This is a genomic window from Amycolatopsis sp. NPDC048633 (genome assembly GCF_040650695.1).
Taxonomy (GTDB): domain Bacteria; phylum Actinomycetota; class Actinomycetes; order Mycobacteriales; family Pseudonocardiaceae; genus Amycolatopsis.
Map to the genome: position 1 here is coordinate 20,825 of NZ_JBEZHS010000037.1, position 25,329 is coordinate 46,153.

General features: G+C 72.4%; 23 protein-coding genes. 9 read left to right on the forward strand and 14 right to left on the reverse strand.

Going from position 1 to position 25,329, the window contains the following annotated elements; all coding sequences use genetic code 11:
• Nucleotides 1-15 precede the first annotated feature (15 nt).
• Entirely contained in the window at nucleotides 16-918 is a 903-nt protein-coding gene (locus tag AB0C38_RS40920) for a LysR family transcriptional regulator (protein ID WP_360683826.1), read from the reverse strand.
• Nucleotides 919-1,016: 98 nt separating this feature from the next.
• Between AB0C38_RS40920 and AB0C38_RS40925 the strand changes: the two genes are divergently transcribed.
• On the forward strand, nucleotides 1,017-1,856 hold the full coding sequence (locus AB0C38_RS40925; protein ID WP_360683829.1) for an oxidoreductase: 840 nt from the start codon (nucleotides 1,017-1,019) through the stop codon (nucleotides 1,854-1,856).
• On the opposite strand, the gene AB0C38_RS40930 is transcribed toward AB0C38_RS40925, so the two are convergent.
• The 4 genes from AB0C38_RS40930 to AB0C38_RS40945 all read right to left on the reverse strand — a co-directional run bounded on the left by AB0C38_RS40930 (nucleotide 1,853) and on the right by AB0C38_RS40945 (nucleotide 6,235).
• A complete protein-coding gene (locus tag AB0C38_RS40930; RefSeq protein WP_360683832.1) occupies nucleotides 1,853-2,203 on the reverse strand; it encodes a VOC family protein in 351 nt (116 codons plus the stop codon). The genes AB0C38_RS40925 and AB0C38_RS40930 overlap by 4 nt on opposite strands.
• Before the next feature lie 81 nt (nucleotides 2,204-2,284).
• Nucleotides 2,285-2,971 carry an ATP-binding cassette domain-containing protein gene (locus AB0C38_RS40935; protein ID WP_360683835.1) on the reverse strand — a complete coding sequence of 229 codons (687 nt, stop codon included), beginning with the start codon at nucleotides 2,969-2,971 and terminating at the stop codon, nucleotides 2,285-2,287.
• A complete protein-coding gene (locus AB0C38_RS40940) occupies nucleotides 2,968-3,660 on the reverse strand; it encodes an ATP-binding cassette domain-containing protein (RefSeq protein ID WP_360683838.1) in 693 nt (230 codons plus the stop codon). The genes AB0C38_RS40935 and AB0C38_RS40940 overlap by 4 nt, the downstream gene beginning before the upstream one ends.
• Nucleotides 3,653-6,235, reverse strand: coding sequence for an ABC transporter permease (locus AB0C38_RS40945; RefSeq protein WP_360683841.1), 2,583 nt, complete (start codon nucleotides 6,233-6,235; stop codon nucleotides 3,653-3,655). Before AB0C38_RS40945 ends, AB0C38_RS40940 begins: the two co-directional genes overlap by 8 nt.
• Before the next feature lie 286 nt (nucleotides 6,236-6,521).
• On the opposite strand from AB0C38_RS40945, the gene AB0C38_RS40950 reads away from it, so the two are divergent.
• Both AB0C38_RS40950 and AB0C38_RS40955 read left to right on the forward strand, forming a co-directional pair.
• The gene (locus tag AB0C38_RS40950) at nucleotides 6,522-8,237 is read left to right on the forward strand and encodes a glycosyl hydrolase family 18 protein (protein ID WP_360683845.1); all 1,716 of its coding nucleotides are present in this window, start codon (nucleotides 6,522-6,524) and stop codon (nucleotides 8,235-8,237) included.
• Nucleotides 8,238-8,338: 101 nt separating this feature from the next.
• On the forward strand, nucleotides 8,339-8,872 hold the full coding sequence (locus AB0C38_RS40955; RefSeq protein ID WP_360683848.1) for a carboxymuconolactone decarboxylase family protein: 534 nt from the start codon (nucleotides 8,339-8,341) through the stop codon (nucleotides 8,870-8,872).
• On the opposite strand, the gene AB0C38_RS40960 is transcribed toward AB0C38_RS40955, so the two are convergent.
• From AB0C38_RS40960 to AB0C38_RS40980, 5 genes are all read right to left on the reverse strand, one after another.
• Complete coding sequence (locus AB0C38_RS40960) at nucleotides 8,869-9,822, reverse strand: zinc-binding alcohol dehydrogenase family protein (RefSeq protein ID WP_360683851.1); 954 nt, start codon at nucleotides 9,820-9,822, stop codon at nucleotides 8,869-8,871. The genes AB0C38_RS40955 and AB0C38_RS40960 overlap by 4 nt on opposite strands.
• 5 nt (nucleotides 9,823-9,827) lie before the next feature.
• Complete coding sequence (locus AB0C38_RS40965) at nucleotides 9,828-10,688, reverse strand: dioxygenase (protein WP_360683853.1); 861 nt, start codon at nucleotides 10,686-10,688, stop codon at nucleotides 9,828-9,830.
• A gap of 11 nt (nucleotides 10,689-10,699) precedes the next feature.
• Nucleotides 10,700-11,494: a citryl-CoA lyase gene (locus tag AB0C38_RS40970; protein ID WP_360683856.1), complete on the reverse strand. Its 795-nt coding sequence runs from the start codon at nucleotides 11,492-11,494 to the stop codon at nucleotides 10,700-10,702.
• Entirely contained in the window at nucleotides 11,487-12,647 is a 1,161-nt protein-coding gene (locus tag AB0C38_RS40975; protein WP_360683859.1) for a CoA transferase, read from the reverse strand. Before AB0C38_RS40975 ends, AB0C38_RS40970 begins: the two co-directional genes overlap by 8 nt.
• A gap of 66 nt (nucleotides 12,648-12,713) precedes the next feature.
• A complete protein-coding gene (locus tag AB0C38_RS40980; RefSeq protein WP_360683862.1) occupies nucleotides 12,714-13,523 on the reverse strand; it encodes an IclR family transcriptional regulator C-terminal domain-containing protein in 810 nt (269 codons plus the stop codon).
• Nucleotides 13,524-13,654: 131 nt separating this feature from the next.
• On the opposite strand from AB0C38_RS40980, the gene AB0C38_RS40985 reads away from it, so the two are divergent.
• The gene (locus AB0C38_RS40985) at nucleotides 13,655-15,070 is read left to right on the forward strand and encodes an amidohydrolase family protein (RefSeq protein WP_360683865.1); all 1,416 of its coding nucleotides are present in this window, start codon (nucleotides 13,655-13,657) and stop codon (nucleotides 15,068-15,070) included.
• 14 nt (nucleotides 15,071-15,084) lie between these two features.
• Entirely contained in the window at nucleotides 15,085-15,588 is a 504-nt protein-coding gene (locus AB0C38_RS40990) for a hypothetical protein (RefSeq protein WP_360683868.1), read from the forward strand.
• Nucleotides 15,589-15,609: 21 nt separating this feature from the next.
• Here AB0C38_RS40990 and AB0C38_RS40995 read toward each other — a convergent pair whose 3' ends face one another.
• Nucleotides 15,610-16,437 carry a hypothetical protein gene (locus AB0C38_RS40995; protein WP_360683871.1) on the reverse strand — a complete coding sequence of 276 codons (828 nt, stop codon included), beginning with the start codon at nucleotides 16,435-16,437 and terminating at the stop codon, nucleotides 15,610-15,612.
• 136 nt (nucleotides 16,438-16,573) lie between these two features.
• On the opposite strand from AB0C38_RS40995, the gene AB0C38_RS41000 reads away from it, so the two are divergent.
• Entirely contained in the window at nucleotides 16,574-17,200 is a 627-nt protein-coding gene (locus tag AB0C38_RS41000; RefSeq protein ID WP_360683874.1) for a TetR/AcrR family transcriptional regulator, read from the forward strand.
• Nucleotides 17,201-17,379: 179 nt separating this feature from the next.
• Here the strand turns inward: AB0C38_RS41000 and AB0C38_RS41005 are convergent, their stop codons facing one another.
• Nucleotides 17,380-18,855, reverse strand: coding sequence for a helix-turn-helix domain-containing protein (locus AB0C38_RS41005; protein WP_360683877.1), 1,476 nt, complete (start codon nucleotides 18,853-18,855; stop codon nucleotides 17,380-17,382).
• 181 nt (nucleotides 18,856-19,036) lie between these two features.
• Nucleotides 19,037-20,425, reverse strand: a complete 1,389-nt coding sequence (locus AB0C38_RS41010; protein ID WP_360683880.1) for a lysine 2,3-aminomutase — start codon at nucleotides 20,423-20,425, stop codon at nucleotides 19,037-19,039.
• A 132-nt stretch (nucleotides 20,426-20,557) separates the two neighbouring features.
• On the opposite strand from AB0C38_RS41010, the gene AB0C38_RS41015 reads away from it, so the two are divergent.
• From AB0C38_RS41015 to AB0C38_RS41025, 3 genes are read left to right on the forward strand one after another with little or no spacing between them, the layout of a single operon-like run.
• Nucleotides 20,558-22,150, forward strand: a complete 1,593-nt coding sequence (locus AB0C38_RS41015; protein WP_360683883.1) for an amidohydrolase family protein — start codon at nucleotides 20,558-20,560, stop codon at nucleotides 22,148-22,150.
• Nucleotides 22,151-22,161: 11 nt separating this feature from the next.
• Nucleotides 22,162-23,796 carry an apolipoprotein N-acyltransferase gene (gene lnt, locus AB0C38_RS41020; RefSeq protein WP_360683886.1) on the forward strand — a complete coding sequence of 545 codons (1,635 nt, stop codon included), beginning with the start codon at nucleotides 22,162-22,164 and terminating at the stop codon, nucleotides 23,794-23,796.
• A gap of 26 nt (nucleotides 23,797-23,822) precedes the next feature.
• Nucleotides 23,823-24,590 carry a polyprenol monophosphomannose synthase gene (locus tag AB0C38_RS41025; RefSeq protein WP_360683890.1) on the forward strand — a complete coding sequence of 256 codons (768 nt, stop codon included), beginning with the start codon at nucleotides 23,823-23,825 and terminating at the stop codon, nucleotides 24,588-24,590.
• On the opposite strand, the gene AB0C38_RS41030 is transcribed toward AB0C38_RS41025, so the two are convergent.
• The gene (locus tag AB0C38_RS41030) at nucleotides 24,577-25,329 is read right to left on the reverse strand and encodes a methyltransferase domain-containing protein (RefSeq protein ID WP_360683893.1); all 753 of its coding nucleotides are present in this window, start codon (nucleotides 25,327-25,329) and stop codon (nucleotides 24,577-24,579) included. The genes AB0C38_RS41025 and AB0C38_RS41030 overlap by 14 nt on opposite strands.

Below are 25,329 nucleotides of genomic sequence, written 5' to 3' on the forward strand. Positions count from 1 at the left end.
GATTCCGGCGAAGCGCTAACCGGCCTCGGTGAGGTCGGTGGTCGCCGCCAGTTCGGCGGCGACGTCCGCGATCACCGGGACCGCCGGGTTGTCGTGGCCCGGCACCCACACCAGTTCGGTCCGGGCGACGTCGTCCTCGAGCGGGACGAACGCCACGCCGCTGCGTCGCAGGCTGTGTGACGAGCGGGTCAGCCGGGTCACCCCGACCCCGGCCGCGACGAGGCCGAGCAGTCCCTGCACGGTGGCGGCGCGCTGGACGACGCGTGGGGTGAAGCCGGCGGCGGCGAAGTCGGCGTCGTAGCTGCGGTGCCAGGGTTCCCAGCTGCCGCGCGGGGTCAGGACCCACGGTTCTCCGGCCAGGTCGGCCAGTGTCAGTGAGGCGCGGGCGGCGAGCGGGTGGTCGGCCGGGAGGACGGCGCACACCTCCTCGGTCAGCAGTGTCCGGGAGGCCAGGCCGTCGACCAGTGGTGGCCGGGTGAACGCGAGGTCGAACCGGCCTTCGCGCAGGCCGTCGACGAGCTCGGCGATCGATGCCTCGGCGGTGGTGACGGCGAGGTCGGGGAACCGCTCGCGGACCGCGCGGACGATCGGGGGCAGGAGGTAGTTCGCCGTGGTGGTGAGGAACGCGAGCCGCGCGCGGCCGATCTCGCCGCGTACCGCGCGTCCGAGTGTCGCGACGGCGTCGTCGGCGCGGGCGAGGACGGCGCGGGCCTCCGGCAGGAAGAGCTCTCCGACGGCGGTGAGGCGGGTTCCGCGTGCGTCGCGGTCGAACAGCCGCGCGCCGAGGCTTCGTTCGAGGACGGTGATCTGCTGGGAGAGCGACTGTTGTGCGATGTGCAGGCCGGCGGCGGCGCGCGTGAAGCTGGTTTCGTCGGCGACGGCGACGAAGTAGCGGAACTGCCGGAGCTCGGGGGTCACAGGCTGGGACTGTAGCCCTGGCAGGAGATCGGTGTTGGCGGTGCGGTGGTGATCGTCCGCAGGATGGCGGGGAGGAAACCACTGGGAGGAACGCGAAGATGACGAACACCGACGGCCGCGTCTGGCTGATCACCGGCTGCTCGGCCGGGTTCGGGCAGGAGATCGCGCTGGCCGCATTGGCCGCGGGTGACCGGGTGCTGGCGACCGCGCGGCGGCCGGAGACCCTGGCCGACCTGCTCGCACGGGGCGGGGACCGGGTCCGGACCGCCGCGCTGGATGTCACGGACGCCGGGCAGGTCGACGCGGCGGTGAAGACGGCGCTCGAGGAGTTCGGCCGGATCGACGTCGTGGTCAACAACGCCGGCAACGGTTCGGTCGGCGCGGTCGAGGAGCTGACGCTCGAAGAGCTGCGCGCGTTGATGGAGGTGATGTTCTTCGGCGCGGTCGCGGTGACGAAGGCCGTGCTGCCGCACCTGCGTGCCCAGGGCAGCGGCACGGTCGTGCAGATCAGCTCGATGGGCGGGCAGCTGTCGATGCCCGGCTTCGGTGCGTACTCCGCGGCGAAATATGCGTTGGAGGGCATTTCGGAGGCGCTCGCCGAAGAGGTGAAGCCGTTCGGCGTGAAGGTGCTGATCGTGGAGCCGGGCGCGTTCCGCACGGAGTTCGGCGGCGGCCGGATGCACCGCTCCCGCACGATCGACGCGTACGCGGTGTCGACGTCGGGCACGCGGGACGCGGTCGAGTCCATGGACGGCACCCAGCCCGGCGACCCCGCCAAGGCAGCCGCGGCGATCGTCCGCGCGGTCGGCAGCGACGACGCCCCGCTGCACCTCGCGCTGGGCGCGGACGCCGTGGCGGCGATCCGGGCCCAGCACCAGGCGCTCGCGGCGGACCTGGCCGCCTGGGAGGAGATCAGCCGGGCGACCGCGCTGGATTAGGCGGGGTCCTGCAGCAGGCCGAGGACGTTGCCGTCGGCGTCGGTGAAGGTCGCGACCTGGCGGCCGTTGCCGACGTCCTTGGGCTCGTCCTTGACCTTGCCGCCCGCGGCGGTCACCTCGGCGAGCTTCGCCTGGATGTCGGCGACGTGCCAGTAGGTCACCGGGCCGGTCATGCCCTGCTGCGCGCCGTTCGGGACGAGGCCGATGTGCTGGCCTTCGGTGTCGTAGCCGACGTAGTAGGGCGCGTCGGCCTGGGGTTCGATGCCGAGCAGCGCCGTGTAGACGGCCTTGGCGGCGGCCACGTCGGTGACGGGGTGCAGGACGGTCTTGATCCCCTGGGTGCTCATCGGTGCTCCTGAAGTCGTCGGTGCGGTACGGCGACGACGCTATTCCGGGCCACTGACCAGCGCTTCTCGATTCCTGATCGGTTAGTCCAGCAGTGCGGTGAGCACTCCGTCGAGGAGGCGGACGCGGCGGTCGGCGATGTTGTGGACCTCGTCGTCGTGGGTCGCGACGATCACCGCGGCGCCTTCTTCGGCGCACCGGCGCAGCAGCCGCAGGACCCGGGGGGTCGAGCCCGCGTCCAGGTGCGCGGTCGGTTCGTCGGTCAGCAGCACCCTCGGCCGGCCGGCGACCGCGCGGGCCAGCGCGACCCGTTGCTGCTGCCCGAACGACACTTCCAGGGGGTAGCGGTCGCCGAGCTCGCCGATGCCCAGCTCGTCGAGCAGTTCGGTGACGCGCGCGTCGATGTCGGCGTTCGACGGCCGCGGGATGTCCGAGCGCAGCCGCAGCGGGAGGGCGACGTTCTCCGCGATCGTCAGCTCGTTGGCCAGTCCGAGCGCCTGGGGCAGCACGGCGCAGGTGTGCCAGGGGGGTGCGCCGCTTATCGGGACGCCGTCCAGCAGCACGCACCCGGAGTCGGGGGAGTCGAACCCGCACAGCAGCGCCAGGAGCGCGCTCTTGCCCGAGCCGGACCGGCCCGACACCGTGACGAGCTCGCCGGCGGCGACGCGCAGCTCCAGCCCGCGCAGCACCTCGATGTCGCCGCTGGGGTGGGCGAAGCTGCGGCGCAGCCCGACGGCTTCCAGCATGGACGGCTCGGCTTGGGCGGTCATGGTCGCGGCTCCCGTTGTTCGACGCCTTCGAGGGTGCCCTTGTGCAGCCGGGCCACGCGCGCGCCGAGGTCGATGAGGCGTTCGTCGTGTGAGGCGACCAGGACCGCGAAGTCCTGGTCCACCAGGTACTGCAGGGTGTCCAGCACGAGGTCGGCCGATGCCTCGTCGAGCTGGGACGTCGGCTCGTCGGCCAGGATGACCGTCGAGCGGGCGGCGAGCACGCACCCGAACGCGAGCCGTTGCTGCTGCCCGCCCGAGAGCGCGGAGATCTTCCAGTCGCCGGTGCCGTGCAGGCCGAGCTGCCCGAGGATGTCGTCGGGGTTGCAGTCGGTCCCGGCGGCTTCGGCCGCGGCCCGCAGGTTCTCGGCCACCGAAAGGTAGCCGAGCAGGTTGTCGGACGGGTTCTGGAACACCAGCCCCAGGTGGTGGCGCCGCAGTGCGCGTCGTTCGCGGTGCCTGAGCTTGCGGACGTCGGCGCCCTGGAAGGTCAGGGTGCCGCGCACGGGTTGTTCGAACAGGCCCAGCACGCGCAGCAGTGTCGACTTCCCGGAGCCGGAGGGCCCGGCGAAGACGGTCATGCCGCGGGCGGGCACGTCGAAGCTGACGTCGTCGACGCCGGTGACGACCCCGGCCGGCGTCGGGTAGTCGACGCCGATGCCGCGCAGGGAGAAGATCGGTTTGTCAGGCACGGATCAGCTCCGCGGTCCGGGCGGTGCGCACCGAGCGCACCGCGATCCAGCCGGCCAGGCCCACCACGAGCACGCCGATGGCCAGCACGGTCAGCACGAACGGCAGCGGGTCGGGCAGCTCGGAGCGGGGTGCGAGGAAGGTCGCCGGGTCGAACCGCGGCACCGACAGCCCCGCCACCGAGATCCCGCACACCACCCCGACGACGATGGCCAGCCCGCTCAGGGCGCCCAGCTCCATCAGGTGGCTCGCCAGCAGCGTCCGTGGCCGCATGCCCATCCGCAGCACCAGTGCCCCGGCGAGGGCGTTCTGGCGCCGCCGGACCTCGACCGCCACCAGCAGCGCGAGGATCGCCACGAGCCCGAGGACCGCGCCGAGCAGGGCCACGAACGAGAACGTCCACGAGACGACGAAGAACGGCAGTCCGTCCAGCGCGGTTTCGCGGCTGATCCGGTTCGGGATGAACACGCCCGCGGCGCGCAACGCGGCGGTCGCGTCGGCCATCGACGCGCCGGTCAGGACGCTCCACTTCGGGACCCGGTCCAGCTGGCCGTGGTCGAGCGCGGTGCGGGAGACGACGTAGCCGGGCGAGGTGCCGATCATCGGGAACACCGGCAGGTCGGCGACCGTGACGGCGTCGCGGAGCCCGTCGGGCAGCTGCGCCATCTGCTTGGCGGTGTGGCCGACGCGGAGCACCGGCGTGCCCTTGGGGTCCGGTTGCGAGATCTGCCGCAGCAGCCCCTCGAGGTCGTCGGCCGGGACGTCGCCGACGGCGGCGCCCTTGGTGAACGTCGCGGGGTCGACCACCAGCACGACGCCGCCGGTGCCGGTCAGCTCCCCGACGACGGTGCTGTCGCCGGCGAGGGCGGCGGGCATCGCGACGTCGCCCATCCCGATCGGGCTGTCGGTGTCGAGGCGGGCGTTGCCGCCGACGAAGATCGCCGACTTCGTGTCGAGCGCGTCCTCCTGGCCGTCGGCGATGCCGATGCCGGTGGCCAGCGTGCCGATGGCGAGGGTGCCGATGACCAGGACGCCGGTCACCGGGGCGCGGGCGCCGGCGAGCCGGCGGATCGCCAGCTGCAGCGCCGGGCGCGACCAGAGCCGGGCGCGGTGGGAGGCGTGCAGGGCCAGCCACGCCAGCCGCGCGGTCAGCAGGCCGACGGTCAGCACGACGAACACCGGGTAGGTCAGGGCCAGCGGATCGACCTGGGGTAATGGATTTCCGAGGCGGGAGCCGGTGCTGTAGTGGGCCAGGCGGGTCCAGCCGAGCCACGCCATGCCGGCCGTCGCGAGCTCCCACGGGAAGTACCCGAGCAGCCGCAGCCGGTTGCCGCCGCGGCGGATGCGGCCGAGTTCGAACTCCCGGTGCGCCCGGACGGCGACGACCAGGGCCAGCAGGGCGAGCGACACCAGCAGCACGCCCGCCGCGACGACGCCGGCGCGCAGCTCCTCCTCGGGGTCGGGTGTGCCGGGTGGCCCGTACACGCCGAGCAGCAGCCGGGCCGCGACCGCGCCGAGGGCGCCGCCGAGCAGGATCGGCAGGCCCAGTTCGGCGACGGCGAGGCCGCCGAGGGCGCCGGGGCCGCTGCCGCGGGCCGACAGCAGCCGCAGCTGCGCGTGGCGCCGCTGGTACCACTGGAGGGCGACGGTGCCGAGGCCGGCGCAGCCGACCAGGACGCTGATCAGCGCGAGCGGCAGGATCGAGACGAACACGTTGTCCTGGGCCTGGCGGGCGATCTGCACCGAGCGGTCGAAGGTGGGGACGTCGGCGGCGACCAGGTTCCCGAGTCCTTGGGCGGTGAGGTCCGCGCGGACGTCGGCGATGAGGTCGCGGGAGCGCTGCAGCAGGTCCTCGGCGGCGCTGAGCGTGGTCGGTGCCGGTTCGTAGAACGAGATGTGGAAGTACTGCATCGTCGGCAGGCCGATGGCCTTGACGGTGTCGGCGAAGGTCTTGTCGTCGGTGGCGAAGACGATCGAGTCGATGGGGTCGTTGGCGAGCCGGTCGACGACGGCGCCGGACTGCTGGGAGCACCACCACCGCGGCGGCGGGTCGAGCAGGTCGCGGTAGATGCCGGTGACCGGCGGCAGGACGTCGCCCCGGATGCTGGGCTTGGCGCCGACGCCGATGTGCTCGCCGTCGGCCAGGACGTTGCCCAGCCACAGGCCCGGCGCGCGCGTGCCCTGCTGGAGCGCCAGGTTGTCCAGACCTGCCTGGCCGCGGGAGGCGAGCCGGACCTTGTAGCCCGGGCCGCCGTCGAACTGCGTGCCGAGCAGGACGGTCGTGTACTGGCCGACGACCGGGGCGCCGAAGCCGTGCGCGGGCGCGTGGCGCTGCACCGCGCCGGTCACGGCCGGGATGTCCTTGACGGGGATGTTTCCCTTGCCGAACACCGGGCCGTAGCTGTCGGGGCAGGTGATCCCGGTCTGGTAGGCGATCGTCGCGCCGCCGGCGGCGGAGGCCTGCAGGACCGCGGCGGTGCCGAGGAAACAGGCGAGCAGTGAGGTCACCGCCGCGACGATCAGCGTGAGCGGGCTGGAGAGGGCGGCCTTCGGTGCCGCACGCCACGGCTTGGTCACTCTGCGCTGTCCAATCTTCCCCCAGTTCACCCGCATGGACGCGCACGCTACCGGCAAACCGCAGGAGTTGGCACCTTTTTGTAGTCGATTGTTGCTCACTCGGCGTCATCTCCCGTCGAAACGACGATCGAGCAACGCGTGCGGCCATCCGGCCGGTTTAGTGGTCTAGACCTTGACGCCGATATTGGTCTGATCCAATCCTGAAGACGTTCTCGCCGTGTTACGCCGCGGCACGGCTTCCGCCGGCACTGGAGCGCAGATGCGTCGACGCAGACCTTTCTCCCGAATGTCCGTTTTGCTGGCCATGGCAGCGGTTTCCACCGGTTCACTGGTGACCACCGCCGGGACCGCCCAAGCCGCCACGCCGCTGCCCGCGCACGTCTTCGCGCCGTACTTCGAAGCCTGGACCGGCGAAAGCCCCGCCGCGCTGGCGCAGCAGTCGGGTGCCAAGCACCTCACGATGGCCTTCATCCAGGCCGCCACCAAGGGTTCCTGCACCGTTTACTGGAACGGCGACACCGGGATGCCGATCGCGAACTCCACGTTCGGCTCGGACATCGCCACCATCCGTTCCCGCGGCGGCGACGTCATCCCGTCCTTCGGTGGCTACACCGCCGACAACACCGGCACCGAAATCGCCGACAGCTGCACCACTGTGGATTCGATCGCCGCCGCCTACGAGTCGGTGATCACCACCTACGACGTCCCGCGCCTCGACATGGACATCGAGGACAATTCACTGACCAACTCCGCCGGGATCGACCGGCGCAACAAGGCCATCAAGAAGGTCCAGGACTGGGCCGCGGCGTCCGGGCGGTCGCTGCAGATCTCCTACACCCTGCCCACGACCACCCGCGGCCTCGCCGACAGCGGCCTGGCCGTGCTGCGCAACGCCGTCTCCAACGGCACCCGCGTCGACGTCGTGAACATGATGACCTTCGACTACTACGACAACGCCGCCCACCAGATGGCCACCGACACCCAGACCTCGGCCACCGGGCTCGTCTCCCAGCTCGGCGCCCTGTACCCGGGCAAGACGCAGGCGCAGCTGTGGGCGATGGTCGGGATCACCGAGATGATCGGCGTCGACGACTTCGGCCCGGCCGAGACGTTCACGACCGCCGACGCGGCCACCGTCTACAACTGGGCGGTCTCGAAGGGCATCAACGAGCTGTCGTTCTGGGCCCTGCAACGCGACAACGGCAGCTGCCCCGGCGGCGCGGCCGCGGACAACTGCTCCGGCATCGCCCAGGACACGTGGTTCTTCAGCCACGCCTTCGCGCCGTTCACCGGCGGCACGACCGTGCCCGGCAACGACTTCTCGCTCGCCGCGAACCCGTCCTCGGCCGCCGTCGACCCGGGCGGCTCGGCCACCGCGACCGTCACCACCGCCGTCACGTCCGGCTCCGCGCAGCAGGTGACGTTGTCGGTGACCGGCGCCCCCGCCGGCGTCACGGCGTCGGTCAGCCCCGGGTCGGTGACGGCGGGCGGCAGCGCGACGCTGTCGGTGAGCACCACGTCGGCGGCGGTCCCCGGGGTCTACCCGCTGACCGTCACCGGTGCTGCGGCGTCGGCGAGCCACAGCGCGACCTTCACCCTCACCGTCAAGGGCACCCCGCCCGCGGGTGGCGTCGTCAACGGCGGGTTCGAGACCGGCGTGCTGAGCCCGTGGAGCGCCGCGGGTGACGCGATCGTCGCGTCCCCGGCCCACTCCGGGACCCACGCGCTGCAGGTGGTGCCCACCTCCTCGGCCACCGGTGAGGCCGCGCAGAACGTCACGCTCGCGCCGAACCACGCCTACACCCTCAAGGCCTGGGTGCAGGGCAGCTACGCCTACCTCGGGGTCCGGGGCGGCGCGAACGCCAGCACGTGGACCTCGAGCAGCGGCTGGACCCAGCTGTCGGTGCCGTTCACGACCGGCGCGTCCGGCGCGGTGACGGTGTACGTCCACGGCTGGTACGGCCAAAGTGCCCTCTACGCCGACGACTTCACCCTCGGCTGATCCTTTCGGCGGCGGCCCGGTTGCGCAATGCGGAGGTTGGCCGGGCCGCCCTCGGCCGAAAGACTCACGGGGAGATCTTTCGGCCCCCCGAGGAGGACCTGATGCCGCACATCCCGCTCGACCCGCAGCTGCCGGGGATTTCGGCGCTCTTCGCCTACCGGCCGGAGACCGCGGCGCCGCTCGGGCAGCTGGCCCAGGTCCTGCTGCGCGGCCCCAGCACCCTCACCGTCGGGGAGCGCGAGCTGATCGCGACGGTCGTGTCCAACGGCAACGAGTGCCGGTTCTGCACCGGCAGCCACGCCGCGGCGGCGGCCGAGACGATCGAAGGCGGCCGGGCCGTCGTCGACGCCGCGTGCGGCGGGATCGACGATGCCCCCGTGTCGGCCAAGCTCAAAGCGCTGCTGCGGATCGCGCTGGCCGTGCGGGAAACGGGCCGCGCGGTCACCGAAGAGCTGGTCGCCGCGGCCCGCGCCGAGGGGGCGACCGACACCGAGCTGCACGACACGGTCCTGCTCGCGGCGTCGTTCTGCCTGTTCAACCGGTACGTCGACGGCCTGGCCACGGTCGTGCCGGACGACCAGGCCGTCTTCGACCAGATCGGCAAGCAGCTGGCCGCGAACGGCTACGCCCGCTAAGGCACCAGCACCATCCGGCCCGGGCGGGTCCAGGCGGTGCCCGCGTCGAGCAGCGGGACACGTTCGTAGTCGACGGTGAGCGTCCCGGCGATCGCGTGTCCCACCACCGTGAGAAGTGCTTCGCGGCGCCGGCCGGTGTCGAGCTCGTTGTTCGTGTAGCCGTGGATGTGCAGCGACCGGCTGCGCAGCACGGCCGAGGACACCGGGAACTCGTCGCCGGCCGCGCTGCCGAGGTTCACCAGCCGTCCGCCCGGGCGCAGCGTGCGCAGCGCCGCCGCGGCCGGGATCCCGGACACCGGGTCGATCACGAGGTCGGCCGGGACATCGCCGAACCGCCGGGCCAGCGAGTCGGCGTCGTCGTCCTCCGACAGCTTGACGACGCTGTCCGCGCCGAGCCGCCGGGCCCGTTCCAGCGCGGCGTCGGACCGCGCGCAGGCGACGACGTGCCCGGCCCCGGCCACGCGGGCCAGCTGCACAGCCGACTGGCCGACCACACCGCCGGCGCCGAGCACCAGCACGGTCTCACCCGGGACGAGGTTTCCCTTGGCCGTCAAGCACATCCAGGCCGCGACGGCCGACAGTCCGAGCGCCGCGACGAGCGCGTGGTCCGCCCCCGCCGGCAGCACCACCAGGTCGGCGGGCGCGACCACGGCGTGCTCGGCCATGCTGCCGTCCCCCGGCCGCATGCCCGCGGTGGTGGCGAACCAGACCGCGGTCCCGGCCGGTTCGGTCGGCGTCGGGCGCGTCAGCACGCCGACCCCCTGGACCCCCGGCACATACGGCGTCCCCGGCTGCCCGAAGTAGGACGTGCCGGACGCGCAGAGCAGGTCGAGCGGCGTGATCGGGGCCGCGGTGACGCTCACCGCGACCTCGTGCGCCCCGGGCTCGGGCACCGGCCGGTCGGCCACCACCGGGGGAGCGCCCGCCGCCCGGATCTCCGCCGCGCGCACCGGCGTCAGACGGGCTGGAGGACGAAGTCGTAGCGCGCCTCGAGCCACGGCTCGGCCGATTCGCCACCGTCGGGCGTCGGCCCGGGGTCGCGGTGCTCGAAGGACACGACCAGCTCCTGCTTGGTGCCGAACACGACGTCGCTGTCGAGGTACTCGGCGCCTTCCTCGAACAGGTGCGTGATCAGCGGCTCGTAGCCGGCCGCGTTGATCAGGAAGTGCACGTGGGCCGGCCGGAAGTGGCTGATGTCGGTGCCGCCGATGAGCTCGCCGACCGGGCCGTCCATCGGGATCGAGTAGCCCTTGGGCGCGATCGTGCGCAGGCAGTAGGTCCCGTCGGCGCGCGTGGCGTACTTCGCGCGCAGCCGGGCTTCGTCGATGTCCGGGATCTGCGACTCGTACGCGCCTTCTTCGTCGGCCTGCCAGACGTCGAGGATGGCGCCGCCGACGGGGGAGCCATCGAGGCCGCGGACGGTGCCGGTGACGTAGAGCGGCGTGCCGGGCAGGCCGTCGGACATGTCGCCGCCGAACTCCTGCTCCGGCGAGCCGTCGATGTGGAACGGGCCGAGCACGGTGGCCGGGGTCGCCTTGGCGTCGAAGGCGTGGTTCATCTGCACGACCAGCATGCTCAGGCCGAGCACGTCGGAGGCGAGGATGAACTCCTCGCGCTTCTCGTCGCTGATCTGCCCGGTCTCGGTCAGCCACCGCATGGCGGCCATCCACTCGGTCTCGCTCAGCCGCACCTCGCGGGCGAAGGCGTGCAGGTGCCGGACGAGGGCGGCCATGACCTCCGCCGTCCGCGGGTCGTGCGCGCTCGACCAGCGCTGCGCGGCGAGCTCGGTGATGTTGTCCTCGGTGACGAGCTGCATCGGCGTTCCTCTCAGCGTTGCGGGTCCGGGGGGACCGGCCGGTTGTTCAGGTCTACCGACAGGAAGATGTCGTTCGCGACCGGGTGGCGCAGCTCTTCGGCGAGCTGGCCGATGAGCCCGGCGGTGCGGGCCAGCAGCGCGAACCCGCGCAGCAGCTCCAGCGGCAGCCCGAGATCGGCCAGCGCGGCCCCGCAGACACCGGCACCGTTGAGCGGCAGCGTCTTCCCGAGCACCTGCGGGTGTACGCGGCCGATGGCGGCGAACAGCTCCAGGTGCGGGCCGCGCAGGCCTTCCTCGGCGGCGATCTCGAACAGCCGCCGGGTCCGCGGGTCGCCGTCCTTGTGCACGTGGTGCCCGAGCCCGGGGACGAACTTCTTTTCGGCCCGGCGGGTTTCGACGGTCGTCAGGGCGAGTGCATCCCAGCCGGCCTCGTCGGTCGGCACGTCTTCGGTGGCGGCCAGGACGTCGTGCAGGAACCGGCCGCAGTCCTCGGTGACGCCGAGGAAGCGCGACCCGCCGCCGAGCAGGCCGGCGGCGAGCGCGCCCTGGACCGAGTCGGGCGCGGACAGGTACGTCAGCCGGGTGACGATCGCGGTCGGGGTGAAGCCGTGGTCGGCCAGCGCCGCCAGCACCGCTTCGAACACCCGGGTTTCCCCTGGGGACGGACGGCGTTGCGTGGCCAGCCAGAAGGCCAGCTCGCCGAAGCCGACGGTGCCCATGACGTCCTCGGCGAGGTCCTGGCCGAGCAGGGTGATCTTGTCCTTCGTGGACGATCCGAGTGCGGTTTCGTAAGTGGGGTCAGTCATCCGTGGTCTCCGTGAGCCAGGCGCGCAGTTCGGCGCCGTGTTCGTCGAGCTCCGGCGGGGGCAGCCGGTAGGCGGCGGGGGTCGCGGAGAACCGGATCGGGTGGCGGGTCGTGGGGACGGCCCGGTCGCCGTCGCCGACCTCGACGATCGGCTCGAGCCCGAAGCGCTCGGCCATCGCGAAGCCGCCGTCGATGGTGTTGATCGGTCCACACGGGACGCCGACGTTCGTCAGCGCGTCGAACCACTCCACCGCACCGCGTTCCTTGAGCCGCTCGACCAGGACCGGCCTGAGCTCTTCGCGGTTCTTGGTGCGGTCGGCGTTGCGGGCGAACCGCGGGTCGTCCGGGACCTCGGGCAGGCCGAGGACCTCGCACAGCCGGCGGAACTGCCCGTCGTTGGCCGCGGCGACGATCAGGTCGTGGTCGGCGGTGGGCAACGGCTCGTAGGGGAAGACGCTGGGGTGCGCGTTGCCCATCCGGTACGGCACCACCCCGCCGGCGGCGTAGGCCGAGCTGTGGTTGACCAGCCCGGTCAGGGCCGAGGACAGCAGGTTGACCTCGACGTGCTGCCCTTCGCCGGTCGCGTCGCGGTGGCGCAGGGCGGCGAGGATGCCGATCACCGCGTGGTTGCCGGCCATGACGTCGAACACCGAGATCCCGGCGCGGAACGGCGGGCCGTCCGGGTCGCCGGTCAGGCTCATCAGTCCCGAGATCGCCTGCACCATCAGGTCGTAACCGGGCACGTGCCGGCCTTCACCGGAGCCGAAGCCGCTGATGGAGGCGTAGACGGTGCCGGGATTGGCCGTCTTGACGGAGTCGTAGTCCAAGCCGTACTTGGCCAGGCCGCCGGGCTTGAAGTTCTCGATCACCACGTCGGCGCGGGTCGCCAGCTCGCGGGCGACGGCGGCGTCGGCCTCCTCGCGCAGGTCGAGCGCGATGGACCGCTTCCCGCGGTTCACGCCGAGGTAGTACGTCGAGACGTCCCCGCGCACCGGCGGCATCCATGTGCGCGTCTCGTCGCCCTGCGGTCCCTCGACCTTGACGACCTCGGCGCCCAGGTCCGCGAGCAGCATCGTGGCGTAGGGCCCGGCGAGCACCCGGGAGAAGTCCGCGACCAGCAGCCCGGACAACGGGCCGGCAGCGCTGTTTTCCACCCGGTCCTCACTTCCTGTCCGTCTGACGGACTTGTGTCCGCAGTTTGCCCCGGAGTGCCGTGGCGGTCAAGACACCGCGGGCACGGTCACGTGCGGGACGTCGTGCAGCCGCGCGAAGTCGGCGCTGATCTCCCCGGCGGCCTGCAGCAGCAGCGGCAGGTGGTGCTCCAGGAGCCGTTCGACCGGCGTCTCGGCGGCGTGGCAGTTGACGTTGACCCCGGCGATCACCCGGCCGGACCCGTCGCGCAGCGGCGCGGCCACCGAGCGGATGCCCAGCGCGAGCTGCTCGTCGGTGAGCGCCCAGCCGCGGGCGCGGACCTCGCGCAGCTCGGCGTCGCGCTCGGCCCGGTCCGGCTGCCAACGCGGGACGAGCCCGGAGCGGGTCGGCTCGGCCAGCACCGCGTCCAGCTCGCCGGGGGCCAGTGCGGCGAGCTGGACTTTGCCCAGCGACGTCGGCAAAGCCGGGAAGCGGGTGCCGATCTGCACGGTGAGCCCGACGATCTTCGGCACCGCGACCCGGGCGACGTAGACGATGTCGGAACCGTCGAGCTGGGCGATCGAACACGACTCGTTCGTGCGTTCGACCAGGCGTTCCAGGTGCGGCCGGGCGACGTCCCACAGGCCTTGCGAGCGCACGTAGGCGACGCCGAGGTCGAGCACGCGCGGAGTCAGGGCGTAGCCGCGGCCGCCGGCGCGGACGTACCCGAGCTCTTCCAGGGTGAGCAGGATCCGGCGCGCGGTCGGGCGGGCCAGGCCGGCGGCCGTGGCCACCTCGGCCAGGGTCAGCTCCGGCCGGTGCGGCCCGAACGCCGTGATCACCTCGAGCCCGCGCGCCAGCGCTTCGATGAAGTCGGGACCCGTTCCCTCGCGTGGCATGCGCGGCCTCCCTCTCGCAGTCGTGCCCGCAGCGTAGCGGCGGGCATTGACACCGGCTCGGCACTGGGCAAAGGTGACTTCACCCTGTGAGTGTCCGCAGAGCGGACGAGTGTACGCAACCGGAGGAAGCGATGACCGGATCGATCGTCCTGCGGGGCGGCACGGTGCTGACCCTCGACGACACCCACCGGGTGCTGCCCGGCGAAGACGTCCTGGTCACCGGCGACAAGATCGCCGCGATCGGGCCCGCGCTGGAGGTCCCGGCGGGCACGACCGAGATCGATGCCGCCGGCGGCATCGTCATGCCGGGCATGATCGACACGCACCGGCACCTGTGGCAGACGGCCATGCGCGGCTACGGCGCCGACTGGACGCTCACGCAGTACTTCGTCTGGTACTACCTCGAGTGGGGCAAGGTGTTCCGCCCCGAAGACATCCACGCGGGCAACGTCCTCGGCGCGTGGGAAGCGCTCGAAGCGGGCGTCACGACCACAGTGGACTGGTCCCACGGCCTGCAGACGACACAGCACGCCGACGCGGCGGCCGACGCGCTCGAAGCCGTGCCCGGCCGGTTCGTCCTGGCCTACGGCAACATCCAGGACGCCCCGGCGACGTGGACCGGCACCCCCGAGTTCCGCGACTTCGTCGCGCGTCGCACGGGCGGCGACCTGGGCTTCCAGCTCGCGTTCGACGTCACCGGCGACCCGGCGTTCCCCGAGAAACCGGCCTTCGAGGTGGCGCGCGAGCTGGGCGTGCCGGTGACCACGCACGCGGGCGTCTGGGGCGCGACCGGCGACGACGGCATCAAGCTGATGCACGACCACGGGTTCATGACCCCCGAGACGGTCTACGTCCACAGCGCGTCCCTGTCGGCGGACTCCTACCACCGGATCGCGGCGACGGGCGGGTCGGCGTCCGTCTCGACGGAGAGCGAGCAGAGCGCGGGCCAGGGCTACCCGTCCACCTGGGCACTGCGGCAGTACGGGATCCCGGTGTCGCTGTCGATGGACACGTCGGTCTGGTGGAGCGGCGACCTGTTCTCGGCGATGCGCACGACGCTGGGCGCGGACCGCTCGCGCGAGCACCTGGAGGCGCACGCGAAGGGCGAAACGGTGACGCACGCGGCGCTGCGGGCGGAGCAGGTGGTGGAGTGGGCCACCCGCGGCGGCGCGGCGGCGTTGGGCCGCTCGGACATCGGCAGCCTCGAGGTGGGCAAGAAGGCGGACGTGGTGCTGCTGAAGAACGAGCACTCGCCGGTGTCGTTCCCGCTGCTGAACCCGTACGGCCACGTGGCGTTCCAGGCCCAGCGCGGCGACGTCCACACGGTCCTGGTCGACGGTCGCGTGGTCAAGCGCGACGGCCGCCTGGTGGACGTGGACCTCCCGGCGGTCCGCCGCCAGGTGGAGTCGACGGTCGAGCACCTGCGCGGGCAGCTGGGCGAGGAGGCGTGGACGAAGGGGATGAACCCGGACGTCCCGGAGGCGAAGATCCTCGACAACCCGTACACGTACACGACGTACCAGAGCGACACCACCCACGGCGGCTGAGCTAGCGTGGCGCGGTGGTCCAGGTCTTCATCCAGCCCGCCTACGGCACCGCGGACGCCCGCCGGTACGGGGCGGAGTCGCTGGAGAACACCGTCGACTTCCGCGCCTACGCAGACCTTCTCGCCCCGGCCGACCTCGCCCGCCTGACCGCGCTGCACCGCGGCGGCCGGGCGCGGTTCTGGGGCGCCAAGGACAAGTACGACCGCCGGATGGACACCGTGGGCACCGGCGACGTCGTGCTGTTCACCGGCCGCAAGCACGTCCAGGCCACCGCCGAAGTGGGACACGGCTTCCGCAACCCCGCCTTCGCGCGGCGGCTGTGGAACCCGGATCCCGGGAAGTGCTTGTTCAGCAACGTCTACAGCCTGCGTCACTACCGGCGCATCGGGATGGCCTACGAAGAGATCTGGGCGTTGCCCGGCTTCACCGCCGGCGACCACTTCATGGGCCTGCGCTTCCTCGACGACACGAAGTCGGCCGCGGTCCTGGCGTTGCTCGGTTCCATCCCCGCGAGCTGACGGAATTCAGCCGCCTCGGGACTATCGTTCGCGGTGGCCGTCGACGAGGAACTCCGGCGTTCCGTGGATCGCCCGGGCGGCGCGGGCGAGCGGGATCGTGGCCGCCTCCAGCTCCGGGGTGACCGCGATGTGGCGCACCCAGCCGTGGTCGGTCAGCTTGATGCCGGTGGGAGTCCCGCGGAACGCTGTACGGTCGTCGCCGGACCGCCCGCGGCTGCCGTGGGAAAAGCTCCGGACCCGGCCGGTGCCCAGGAGGGCGGCCGCTTCTTCGAGGGTGATCCAGCGGAGGTTCGTCGACGGCGGGCCTTCCCCCGTCTCGTCGTCGTACTGAAGCATGCGGCCTTCGGCGAGGACTTCGTCCGCGGCGGCCACGAAGGCGAGGTAGTCCCGCGGGTCGGCGCGACGGGTCCACAGCTCCCGTTCCCTGGCCACGCGGGGATCGAGGGTCACCTCCAAGACGCCGTCCCGCCGTGAGAAGGAGCGCACCAGGCCCGCCGCGAGCAGGTCGAGCACCTCCTCCCGGGACAGGAGCTGCCGGCCGATGCGGGCGACCCGGCGGGAAAGCCGGCGGTGGCCGAGGTAGCCGGCCGCGACGAGAGCGGCGCCGACGAGCAGGACGACCGTGCCCACGACGAGGACGACGCCCGCGTCGGTCAGCAGGACGAGCAAGAGACCGCTGAAGCCGCCGACGACCGTGGTCACCATGGCGAACATGGTCAAGAGGATCGTGATGAAAGCCGGCGTCGCGGAGCCGGTGACACGCTCCCGGATCAGGGACGCGGAAAGGCTCACGCCCAGCGCCACGACGTTCAGGACGCCGATTCCCCACAGTGCCCACAACACCGGCATGGCGCCTCCCCAGGTTCGGTCCGTCCAGGATGCGCCTGAATCGGACACGGCGTCAAGACTCGATGTCTGGACACAGTGTCCGGACTTGTCGTCCGGCTACGATGACGGCGATCACTTCCCGTACGTGGAGACGCCGATGCCCTCAGTCACCCGGCCCGCCGCCGGCAAGCGCCAGGACCGCCGAGCCGAGCTGGAACGACGCCTGTTCGCGGCCACCGAGGACCTCGTCGGGGCGGGCACCGGCTTCACCGAGCTCAGCGTCGAACGGCTGGCCGCGGCGGCCGGCATCTCCCGCTCGACGTTCTACGTCCACTTCGAGGACAAGGGCGACCTCGTCCGGCGGCTGGCCACGACCGTGCTGAGCGAGCTGCGTGATGTGGCGGGCGCCTGGTGGGAGACGGCGGAGCACGCCGACCGGGCCGGGCTGACCACGGCCGTCACGGCGATCGTGGGCGTCTACCGCCGGCGAGCGGCGGCATTCACGATCATCACCGAAACCGCGGCCTACGACCCGACGGTCGCCGACGAGCTGCGCACGCTGATGCAGTCGATCATCGACACCACCCGGCAGGCGATCGAACGCGGCCAGGCCGCCGGCGTGATGCGCCCGGTGGTGCCGGCCGAGACGGCCGCGGTCCTCACGTGGATGGTCGAACGCGCGGGCTATCAGCTCGTCCGCGGCGCCGACCCGGCACGCGACGCCACGGTCATCGAAGTCCTCACCGACATCATCCGGACGACGCTCTACACCGCCGCGCCCTGACCGGTCCCGGGCGTTCGGTGTCGTCGAAGATGGCCGGGAGAAGCATGTTCGCGACGACCCCCAGGTGCGCCGCGACGTCTTCCCCGGTCCCGAAGGTAGCCATCCGTCGCGTGTCGTGGCGAGTCACAGGGTGCACAGTGAGACCCCGCGGCGGTTTCGTTGTGACCAGTGATCCGGCGTCACAGCGAACCGAGGATCCGCATGGCCAGCCACAGTTCGTGCTTGGCGCTGGGCGCGTGCAGCAGGGAACGGCCGAGGACCTGTTCGATTCTGGTCAGCCGCTTGCGCGTGGCCGGCGCGGAGATGGCGAGGGCCGCGGCGGTGGCCGGAAGCCGGGTGTCGGCACGTAGCCAGGCCCGTACCGTTTCCAAGCCGTTCGGCAGATCGGCCCGCTCGAGCGGGTGGAGCTGGGATCGTGCCCAGACGCTCGCCGCCGGGGTGCCCAGCAATCCGTCGAGGGTGGCCGGGCGCGGCGGTGTGGTGCTCGCGTGGTGGGCGGAGTGCAGCCGCAGCGCGAGCCAGGCGGCCGACTGGTCGGACACGTGGGTGAGGTCCACCCCGAGCAGGCCGTCGAGCAGGTGCAGACGGGCGGTGAGGGTGTTGCGGTGGATCTTGAGGTGGCGGCTCGCGCCGGTCTCGAAGATGAGCCAGGAGTTCAAGGTGGCCAGGAGCTCCTCGGCACCGGGGTCGGCGCGCCGTGCCGGGGTGTAGGACAGGCATGGGGCCAGGAAACCGGTGGCCCAGGCGTGTCCGCGGGGGTCGATGAGCGGCGTGAGGTCGGTGTGCCGGTCGAACCGGGCGTACCCGCCGGGCACGCCGCGGGCCACCGCCAAGGCGTGGAACGCCTGCTCGTAGCCGATCGCGGTCTCGCGCAGCGGCAGCTCTTCGCCGGCGCCGACCCTGGACTCGGGGACTCGTTCGGCGATCACCCTGTCCAGCCGGGTGGCGCTGTGGTCGCGGCCCGGCGGCACCAGCGCGATCAGGTGGTGCGGGTAAACGGGGCAGGGCACGATCCACGCCCGCCCCCGCGCGAAGTGCTCGATCCGGTCCGCCACCAGGTCCCGCCGGCCGGCCGGGCACGCCACGATGTACACCCGGCAGAGGTCGGGCAGCCGGTGCCGCAGCGTCGCGGCGATCCGCCGTGCCGTGGGCACGCTGCCGATCATGAGCAGGTGGAGCACGGCCTCGCGGCTGTGGGCCATGGCCGAGGCGACCCGCTGCCGGGTCTGTTCGGCCTCCTCCACCCGCCAGCACAAGCCGAGCAGGCGGGAGACGTCGGCGAGCAGGACACCGTGCCGGCGGTCTTCCGAGCCGGTGACCATCAGGTATGGCGCTTCGCTGCCGAGACGGACGAGGTCGATGGTGCACGACTCATCGCCGAGCACGGCCGAGGGCGTCCCGCGCCGGTGCATGTCGGCGACCGCGGTGGCGGCCGTGGTCAGAGCTCGGGGGGAGGGGCGGTGCCGGCCCGACGGCACGGTTACGACCTCGCCATCGGTCCCGAGCAGGGCCACCGTCCCTCCGGTCCGCCCGGCGAGCCAATCGAGGATCGCGCCCACTGCACCGGGCCCGGTGGACAGCCGGGCCAGCGCGATGATGTCGCCGGCCCGATCGGCGAAGCCGGCCTCCGCGGCCGCCACCCGTGCCTGGACCACCTGTCGACCCCCTTGACCGCGCGGCTTCGACCGTACTGGGTGGAGGAGGGTTTCCCGCGTGGCACAGGTACATTCGAGAAACGGGAATTGCCGGTTCGGGTCCGCGAACCCGGCCGGACGGCAACGGGGCGCCCGCCGCGCGAATCACGCGTCCGGGCGCCCCGTGCACCACCTGCGGGCGTCAGTCGCCCTGGTTCGCCCACCAGGTCTGGCCGGCTTCGGGCAGCGTCGAGATCGGGTCGTAGTACGGGTAGCGGCGGTTCAACGCCTCCGGGTCCTCCAGCTCGATCCCCGTCCGGTAGTTCTTCGTCCAGTACGAGATCCCGAGCTCACGGTCGTACTCGGCCAGCTGGTGCACCCACCGCTTCCCGACATAAGGCACGTCGCACACGATGCGCGGCGTCGCGTAGCCCGGCAGGTAGCCCATGATCGAGTGCTGCAGTTCCTGCGCCTCGTGCACGGAAACCCGCCAGTGCTCCGCGTTCGGGATCATGTCGCACATGTAGAAGTAGTACGGCAGGATGTTCGCTTCGCCCTGCAGCGCGAAGCACAGGTCCAGCAGCTGCGCCGGCGTCGCGTTGACCCCGCGCATCAGGACGCCCTGGTTGCGGACGTCGCGGACGCCCACGTTCAGCGCCGTCTGGGCCGCCTCCGCCACCAGCGGGGTCACCGACTGGGCGTGGTTCACGTGGGTGTGGATCGCCAGGTTGACGCCGCGGCGCTGGGCCGTCACTGCGACGCGCTCCAAGCCTTCGACGACCTTCGGCTGCAGCCAGTGCTGCGGCAGCGCCGCCAGGGCCTTCGTCGCCAGGCGGATGTCGCGGACCGTGTCGATGTCCATCAGGCGCATCAGGAACGACTCCAGCTGCGGCCACGGCACGTTGGCCACGTCGCCGCCGGAGACCACCACGTCGCGGACGCCCGGGGTCTTCTTCAGGTACGCGATCATCGCGTCCTGGCGGTCGACCGGCTTGAGCGTCAGCTTGTGCTTCTCGACCTGCTCGGTGGAGTTGCCGACCAGGTCCATGCGAGTGCAGTGCCCGCAGTACTGGGGGCAGGTCGAGATCATCTCGGCCAGCACCTTGGTCGGGTAGCGGTGGGTCAGGCCCTCCACGACCCACATCTCCGCCTCGTGCAGCGAGTCGCGCTCCGAGTGCGGGTGGCTCGGCCACGTCGTGTCGCGGTCGCTCTTCACCGGGAGCATGTAGCGGCGGATCGGGTCGGCGTAGAACGCCTCGGTGACCTTCGCCGGGTCGGTGCCCGCCGTCGGCGCCATCGTGTTGATCATCTGCGGCGGCAGCAGCATCGACATGGTCGCCATCTCGCGCTGGTCGGCGAGCAGGTCGTCGTAGAAGCGTTCCTCCAGCAGATCGCCCATCAGGGCGCGCAGCTGCTTGGCGTTGCGGATGCAGTGCACCCGCTGCCACTGGGCGTCACGCCACTCGGCGTCGGTCACTCCGTGCCAGCCGGGGAAGCGGCGCCAGTCGGGTTCCACGAGCTCGGCGCGGGCGTACTCGTAGGGCTGATCGAAGGCGGCGGCAGGCGTCACAGGTTCCTGGGTCGCAGTCACTTGTACTCCTAGTCGTCGGGAACGCGTTAAAATATCCTGTCATAACGTTCTCATGGAGTAAATCTTCCTGCCTTCTGAGGTGTCTTCACCCAGGTGCCGAGGTCGCTTCCACGCCGGGGCAGACTCAAGGACGTGACGGACGAACACACGACGCTCCTGCTCGGCGGACGCGTCTACACCCCCGCCGGCCCGGACGCCACGGCGATGGCGGTCACCGGCGGCACCGTGGTCTGGGTCGGCCAGGACGCCCCGGCCCGCACCCTCCACCCCGGCGCCGAGATCGTCGACCTCGACGGCGCGTTCGTGGCGCCCGCCTTCGTCGACGCCCACGTCCACGCCACCGCCACCGGCCTGCACCTGACCGGCCTCGACCTCACCGCCGTGCGCAGTGGCACCGAGCTGCTGGCCCGCGTGCGCGAGGCCGTCGTCCCCGGGCAGGTCCTGCTCGCCCACGGCTGGGACGAGAGCACCTGGACCGACTCCCGGCTGCCCAGCCGCGCCGAGCTCGACGACGCCGCCGGCGCCACGCCCGTCTACCTCAGCCGCGTCGACGTCCACTCCGCGCTGGTCTCCACCGCCCTCGTCGAGCTGGCCCCGGCCGCCCGCGACGCCGGCGGCTGGTCGCCCGACGGCCCGCTGACCCGCGCCGCCCACCACGCCGTCCGCGCGGCCGTGCGCGCCGCCATTACCCCCGACCAGCGCGAACGCGCCCAGCGCGCGTTCCTCGCCGAGGCCGCGAAGCAGGGGATCGTCAGCGTCCACGAATGCGCCGGCCCCGACATCTCCGGCCGTGACGACCTCGCCGCCCTGCTCGCCCTCGCCGGCCCGGGTCAACCCGAGGTCGTCGGCTACTGGGGCGAGCTCGGCGCCGTCGGCACCGCCCGCGAGCTCGGCGCCCGCGGCCTGGCCGGCGACCTGTTCGTCGACGGCGCCCTCGGCTCCCACACCGCCGCCCTGACGACGCCGTACGCCGACCGCGCCGGCTCCGGCACGCTCTACCTCGACGCCCACCGCATCGGCGAGCATCTGACCGCCTGCACCGAAGCCGGGCTGCAGGCCGGCTTCCACGTCATCGGCGACGCCGCCGTCGCCGAGGTCGTGGAGGGCTTCCGGCTCGCCGAGAAGGAAGTCGGCCAGCGCGCCCTGGCCGCCTGCCACCACCGGCTCGAGCACCTGGAGATGGTCACCGCCGACCAGGCGAAGCTGCTGGCCGGCTGGGGCGCGGTCGCCTCGATGCAGCCGCTGTTCGACGCGCTCTGGGGCGGCGGCGACGGCATGTACGCCGAACGCCTCGGCGACCGGGCCGCCGGGCTCAACCCCTTCTCGACGCTCGCCGCCGAAGGCGTCCTGCTGGCCTTCGGCTCCGACGCGCCGGTGACGCCGCTCGACCCGTGGGCCAGCGTCCGCGCGGCCGCCTACCACCGCACCCCGGGCGCCGGCCTCTCGCCGCGGGCGGCCTTCACCGCCCACACCCGGGCCGGGCACCGCGCCGCCGGGGTCAACGACGGCGTCACCGGCAGCCTCGTCCCCGGCGCACCCGCGCACTACGCGATCTGGGACGCCACCGACCTGGTCGTGGCGACCCCGGACAGCCGCGTGCAGCGCTGGTCCACCGACCCACGCGCCGGCGTCCCACCCCTGCCGCGGCTCGAACCGGACGCCGCCCTGCCGCAATGCCTGCGCACGGTCCGCGCGGGTGACGTCCTCCACGACGCCATCACCTAGAGTTGTCACCCGTGGCAGTCACCGTGGCGGACCCCGAACCGGGCGCCCCGCACCAACCCGCCCCCACCCGGCGGTTCCCGCGTGCCTGGCTGCTGCGCCTGGCCGCGGCGCTGGTGTCCGGGTTCGCCTACTACCTGAGCTTCGCGCCACGCCCGCTGTGGTGGCTCGCGCCGCTGGCGTTCGCCGGGTTCGCGCTGGTGTTGCGCGGCCGGCAGCGCTTCCGGGGCGCGTTCGGCTACGGCTTCGCGTTCGGGTTCGTGTTCTTCCTGCCGCTGCTGACGTGGCTGCTCGACTTCCTCGGCCCCGACTTCGGGCCGTGGCCGTGGCTGGGCCTGTCGTTCGCGCTGGCGCTCTACTACGGGCTCGCGGGCGGCCTCATGACCTGGGTGTCGCGCCTGCCGGCCGGGCCCCTGTGGGCCGCGCTGGTGTTCATCGCGCTCGAGACGCCCCGCGCGTGGTTCCCCTTCGGCGGCTTCCCGTGGGGCCGGGTCGCCTTCAGCCAGCCCGAAGGCGCGTTCCTGCCGCTCGCGTCGATCGGCGGCGCGCCCCTGGTCGGCTTCGCCGTCGTCCTCACCGGGTTCTGCCTCGCCGCGCTCGTCGGCCGGCTCTGGGACGGGCGTGAGGCGCTCGTGGCCGCGCTGCGGACCCGCCCGGCCGTGTTCGCCGCCACCGGCACGCTGCTGCCCGTGGTGGCCGGCCTGGCGCTGTGGCCGGCCGTCGGCACCGGCGCACAGGACGGCGAGCTCACCGTCGCGACCGTGCAGGGCAACGCGCCGGACATCGGGCTGGCGCTGCAGGGCGAACGTACCGTCCTGCGCAACAACACCATCGCCGAGAGCCAGCGGCTGCTCGACGCCATCCACGCCGGCCAGGTCCCGAAACCGGACCTGCTGCTGTGGCCCGAGAGCGCCACCACCGTCACCGGCCCCGACCCGCAGGTCGACCAGCTCATCGCGAACTTCGGCGTGCCCGCGCTGATCGGCGCGATCTACGAGCTGCCCGACCGGCACCTGCAGAACTCGGTCATCGCCTGGGACCCGCACACCGGGCCCGGGCAGCGCTACGCGAAGCAGCAGCTGGTGCCCTTCGGCGAGTACGTGCCCGCGCGGAAGCTCGCCGAGCTCGTCACGCCGTTCCTGGACCAGGAGACCGTCGACATGGTCCCCGGCGACGGCACGAACCAGGCCATGGACGTCGCGGGCACGAAGGTCGGCATGTTCGTCTGCTACGAGGCCGCGTTCGACTACCCCGGCCGCGACGCCGTGCGCGACGGCGCCGAACTGCTCGTCGTGCCGACCAACAACGCCTGGTACGGCGAGAGCGAGATGAGCGTCCAGCAGCTGGCCATGTCGCGGCTGCGGGCGGTCGAACACGGCCGCGCGGTCGTGGTGTCCGCCGTCTCAGGAGTGAGCGCGATCGTCGCCCCCGACGGGACGGTTACCAGCTCAACGGGCCTTTTCACCGCGGATTCCCTGGTCGGGCGCGTCCCGCTGCGGACGCAGACTACGCTGTCGGATCGACTCGGTGCATGGACGGAGTACGGGCTGCTGGCACTGGCGATCGCCGGGGTGGCCGGCGGGCTCGTGCTCCGTTTTCGCACCCGGCGCACCAGCGCCGGCACGGCAGCAGGGGAGACGGCGGACTGACCGCCGGGGATATCGGAGGAGCACGGATGTCGCAGGCGCCGCGGGGGGCCCGGGAAATCGAGCCGGTGCTGGTGGTGATCCCGACGTACAACGAGCGGGAGAACCTCGGCCCGATCCTGGATCGCCTGCACAAGGCACTTCCGGACGTGCACGTGCTCGTGGTGGACGACGGCAGCCCGGACGGCACCGGTGAGCTCGCCGACGAGCGCGCGGCCGCGAACGGGAACATCCACGTGATGCACCGGACCGAGAAGGCCGGGCTGGGCGCGGCCTACATCGCCGGGTTCCGCTGGGGCCTGGCGCGCGAGTACAACACGATCGTCGAGATGGACGCGGACGGCTCGCACGCGCCCGAGGACCTGCCCCGGCTGCTGGACGCCGTCGGCGACGCGGACCTGGCCATCGGGTCGCGGTACGTGCCGGGCGGCAGCGTGGTCAACTGGCCGGTGAAGCGCCAGGTGCTCTCGCGTGGCGCCAACGTCTACTCGCAGATCGCGCTGGGCATGCGGACCCGCGACATCACCGCCGGTTTCCGCGCCTACCGCCGCCCGGTGCTGGAAAAGCTGGCGCTGGACGAGGTCAACTCGCACGGCTACTGCTTCCAGATCGACCTGACGATCCGCACGGCCGAGGCCGGGTTCGAGATCGTCGAGGTGCCGATCACCTTCACCGAGCGCGAGATCGGCGAGTCGAAGATGGACGGCTCGATCATCCGCGAAGCGTTCTTGCGGGTGGCGAAGTGGGGCGCCGAGCGCCGCTGGCAGCAGGTGCGACGGCTGCTCAAGCGCGGCTGAGCCGGGCGGTCACGATCCAGGTCCGGGCGCCCAGGAGCACCCCGTCCGCGGTTTCGTGTGCGGCGAAGGCGTCCCGCAGGCGGGCTACGGACTCACCGTCTCCGCCGGTCAGCAGCTCTTGGACGTCCTTGAGGCCGAGGGCGAACTCGCACGCGGTCGCGGAGTCGGGGCCGTAGCAGACGGGCTCGCGCAGCTCGGTGAACTCGACGTCGCCGAAGCCCGCGGTCCGCAACAGGGCGTCGGTGTGGTCCCGGTCGCCGAGGGAGAAGTGCGGCCCGCTCGGGGGCGGGGCGATGCCGGGGGAGAGCGCATCGTGCAGCACCGAGTACCACTCGTTGCGGGCCCGCTCCTGCCACACGAGCGGCACGAGGCGCCCGCCGGGCCGCAGCGCGCGGGCAAGGTTGGCGAACGCGGCGGGCGGGTCGGCGAAGAACATCGCCCCGAACCGGCTCAGCACGACGTCGAACGCCGCGGCCGGGAACGGGTGCGTCTGGGCGTCGGCGACCTCGAAGCTCGCCCCGCCGAGTTCACGAGCCTTGACGATCGCCTGCTCCGAGACGTCGATGCCGAGCGCCGTCGCGCCCGCCTTGGCAGCTTCGCGGGTGGACTCGCCGGTGCCGCAGCCGACGTCGAGGACGTCCTCGCCCGGCCCGACGGCGGCCGCGGCGCGGAACCGCTCGTTGTGCGGCCGCACCTCGGCGTCGAACAGCGCCGCGAACCGGACCCGGTGTTCATTCAT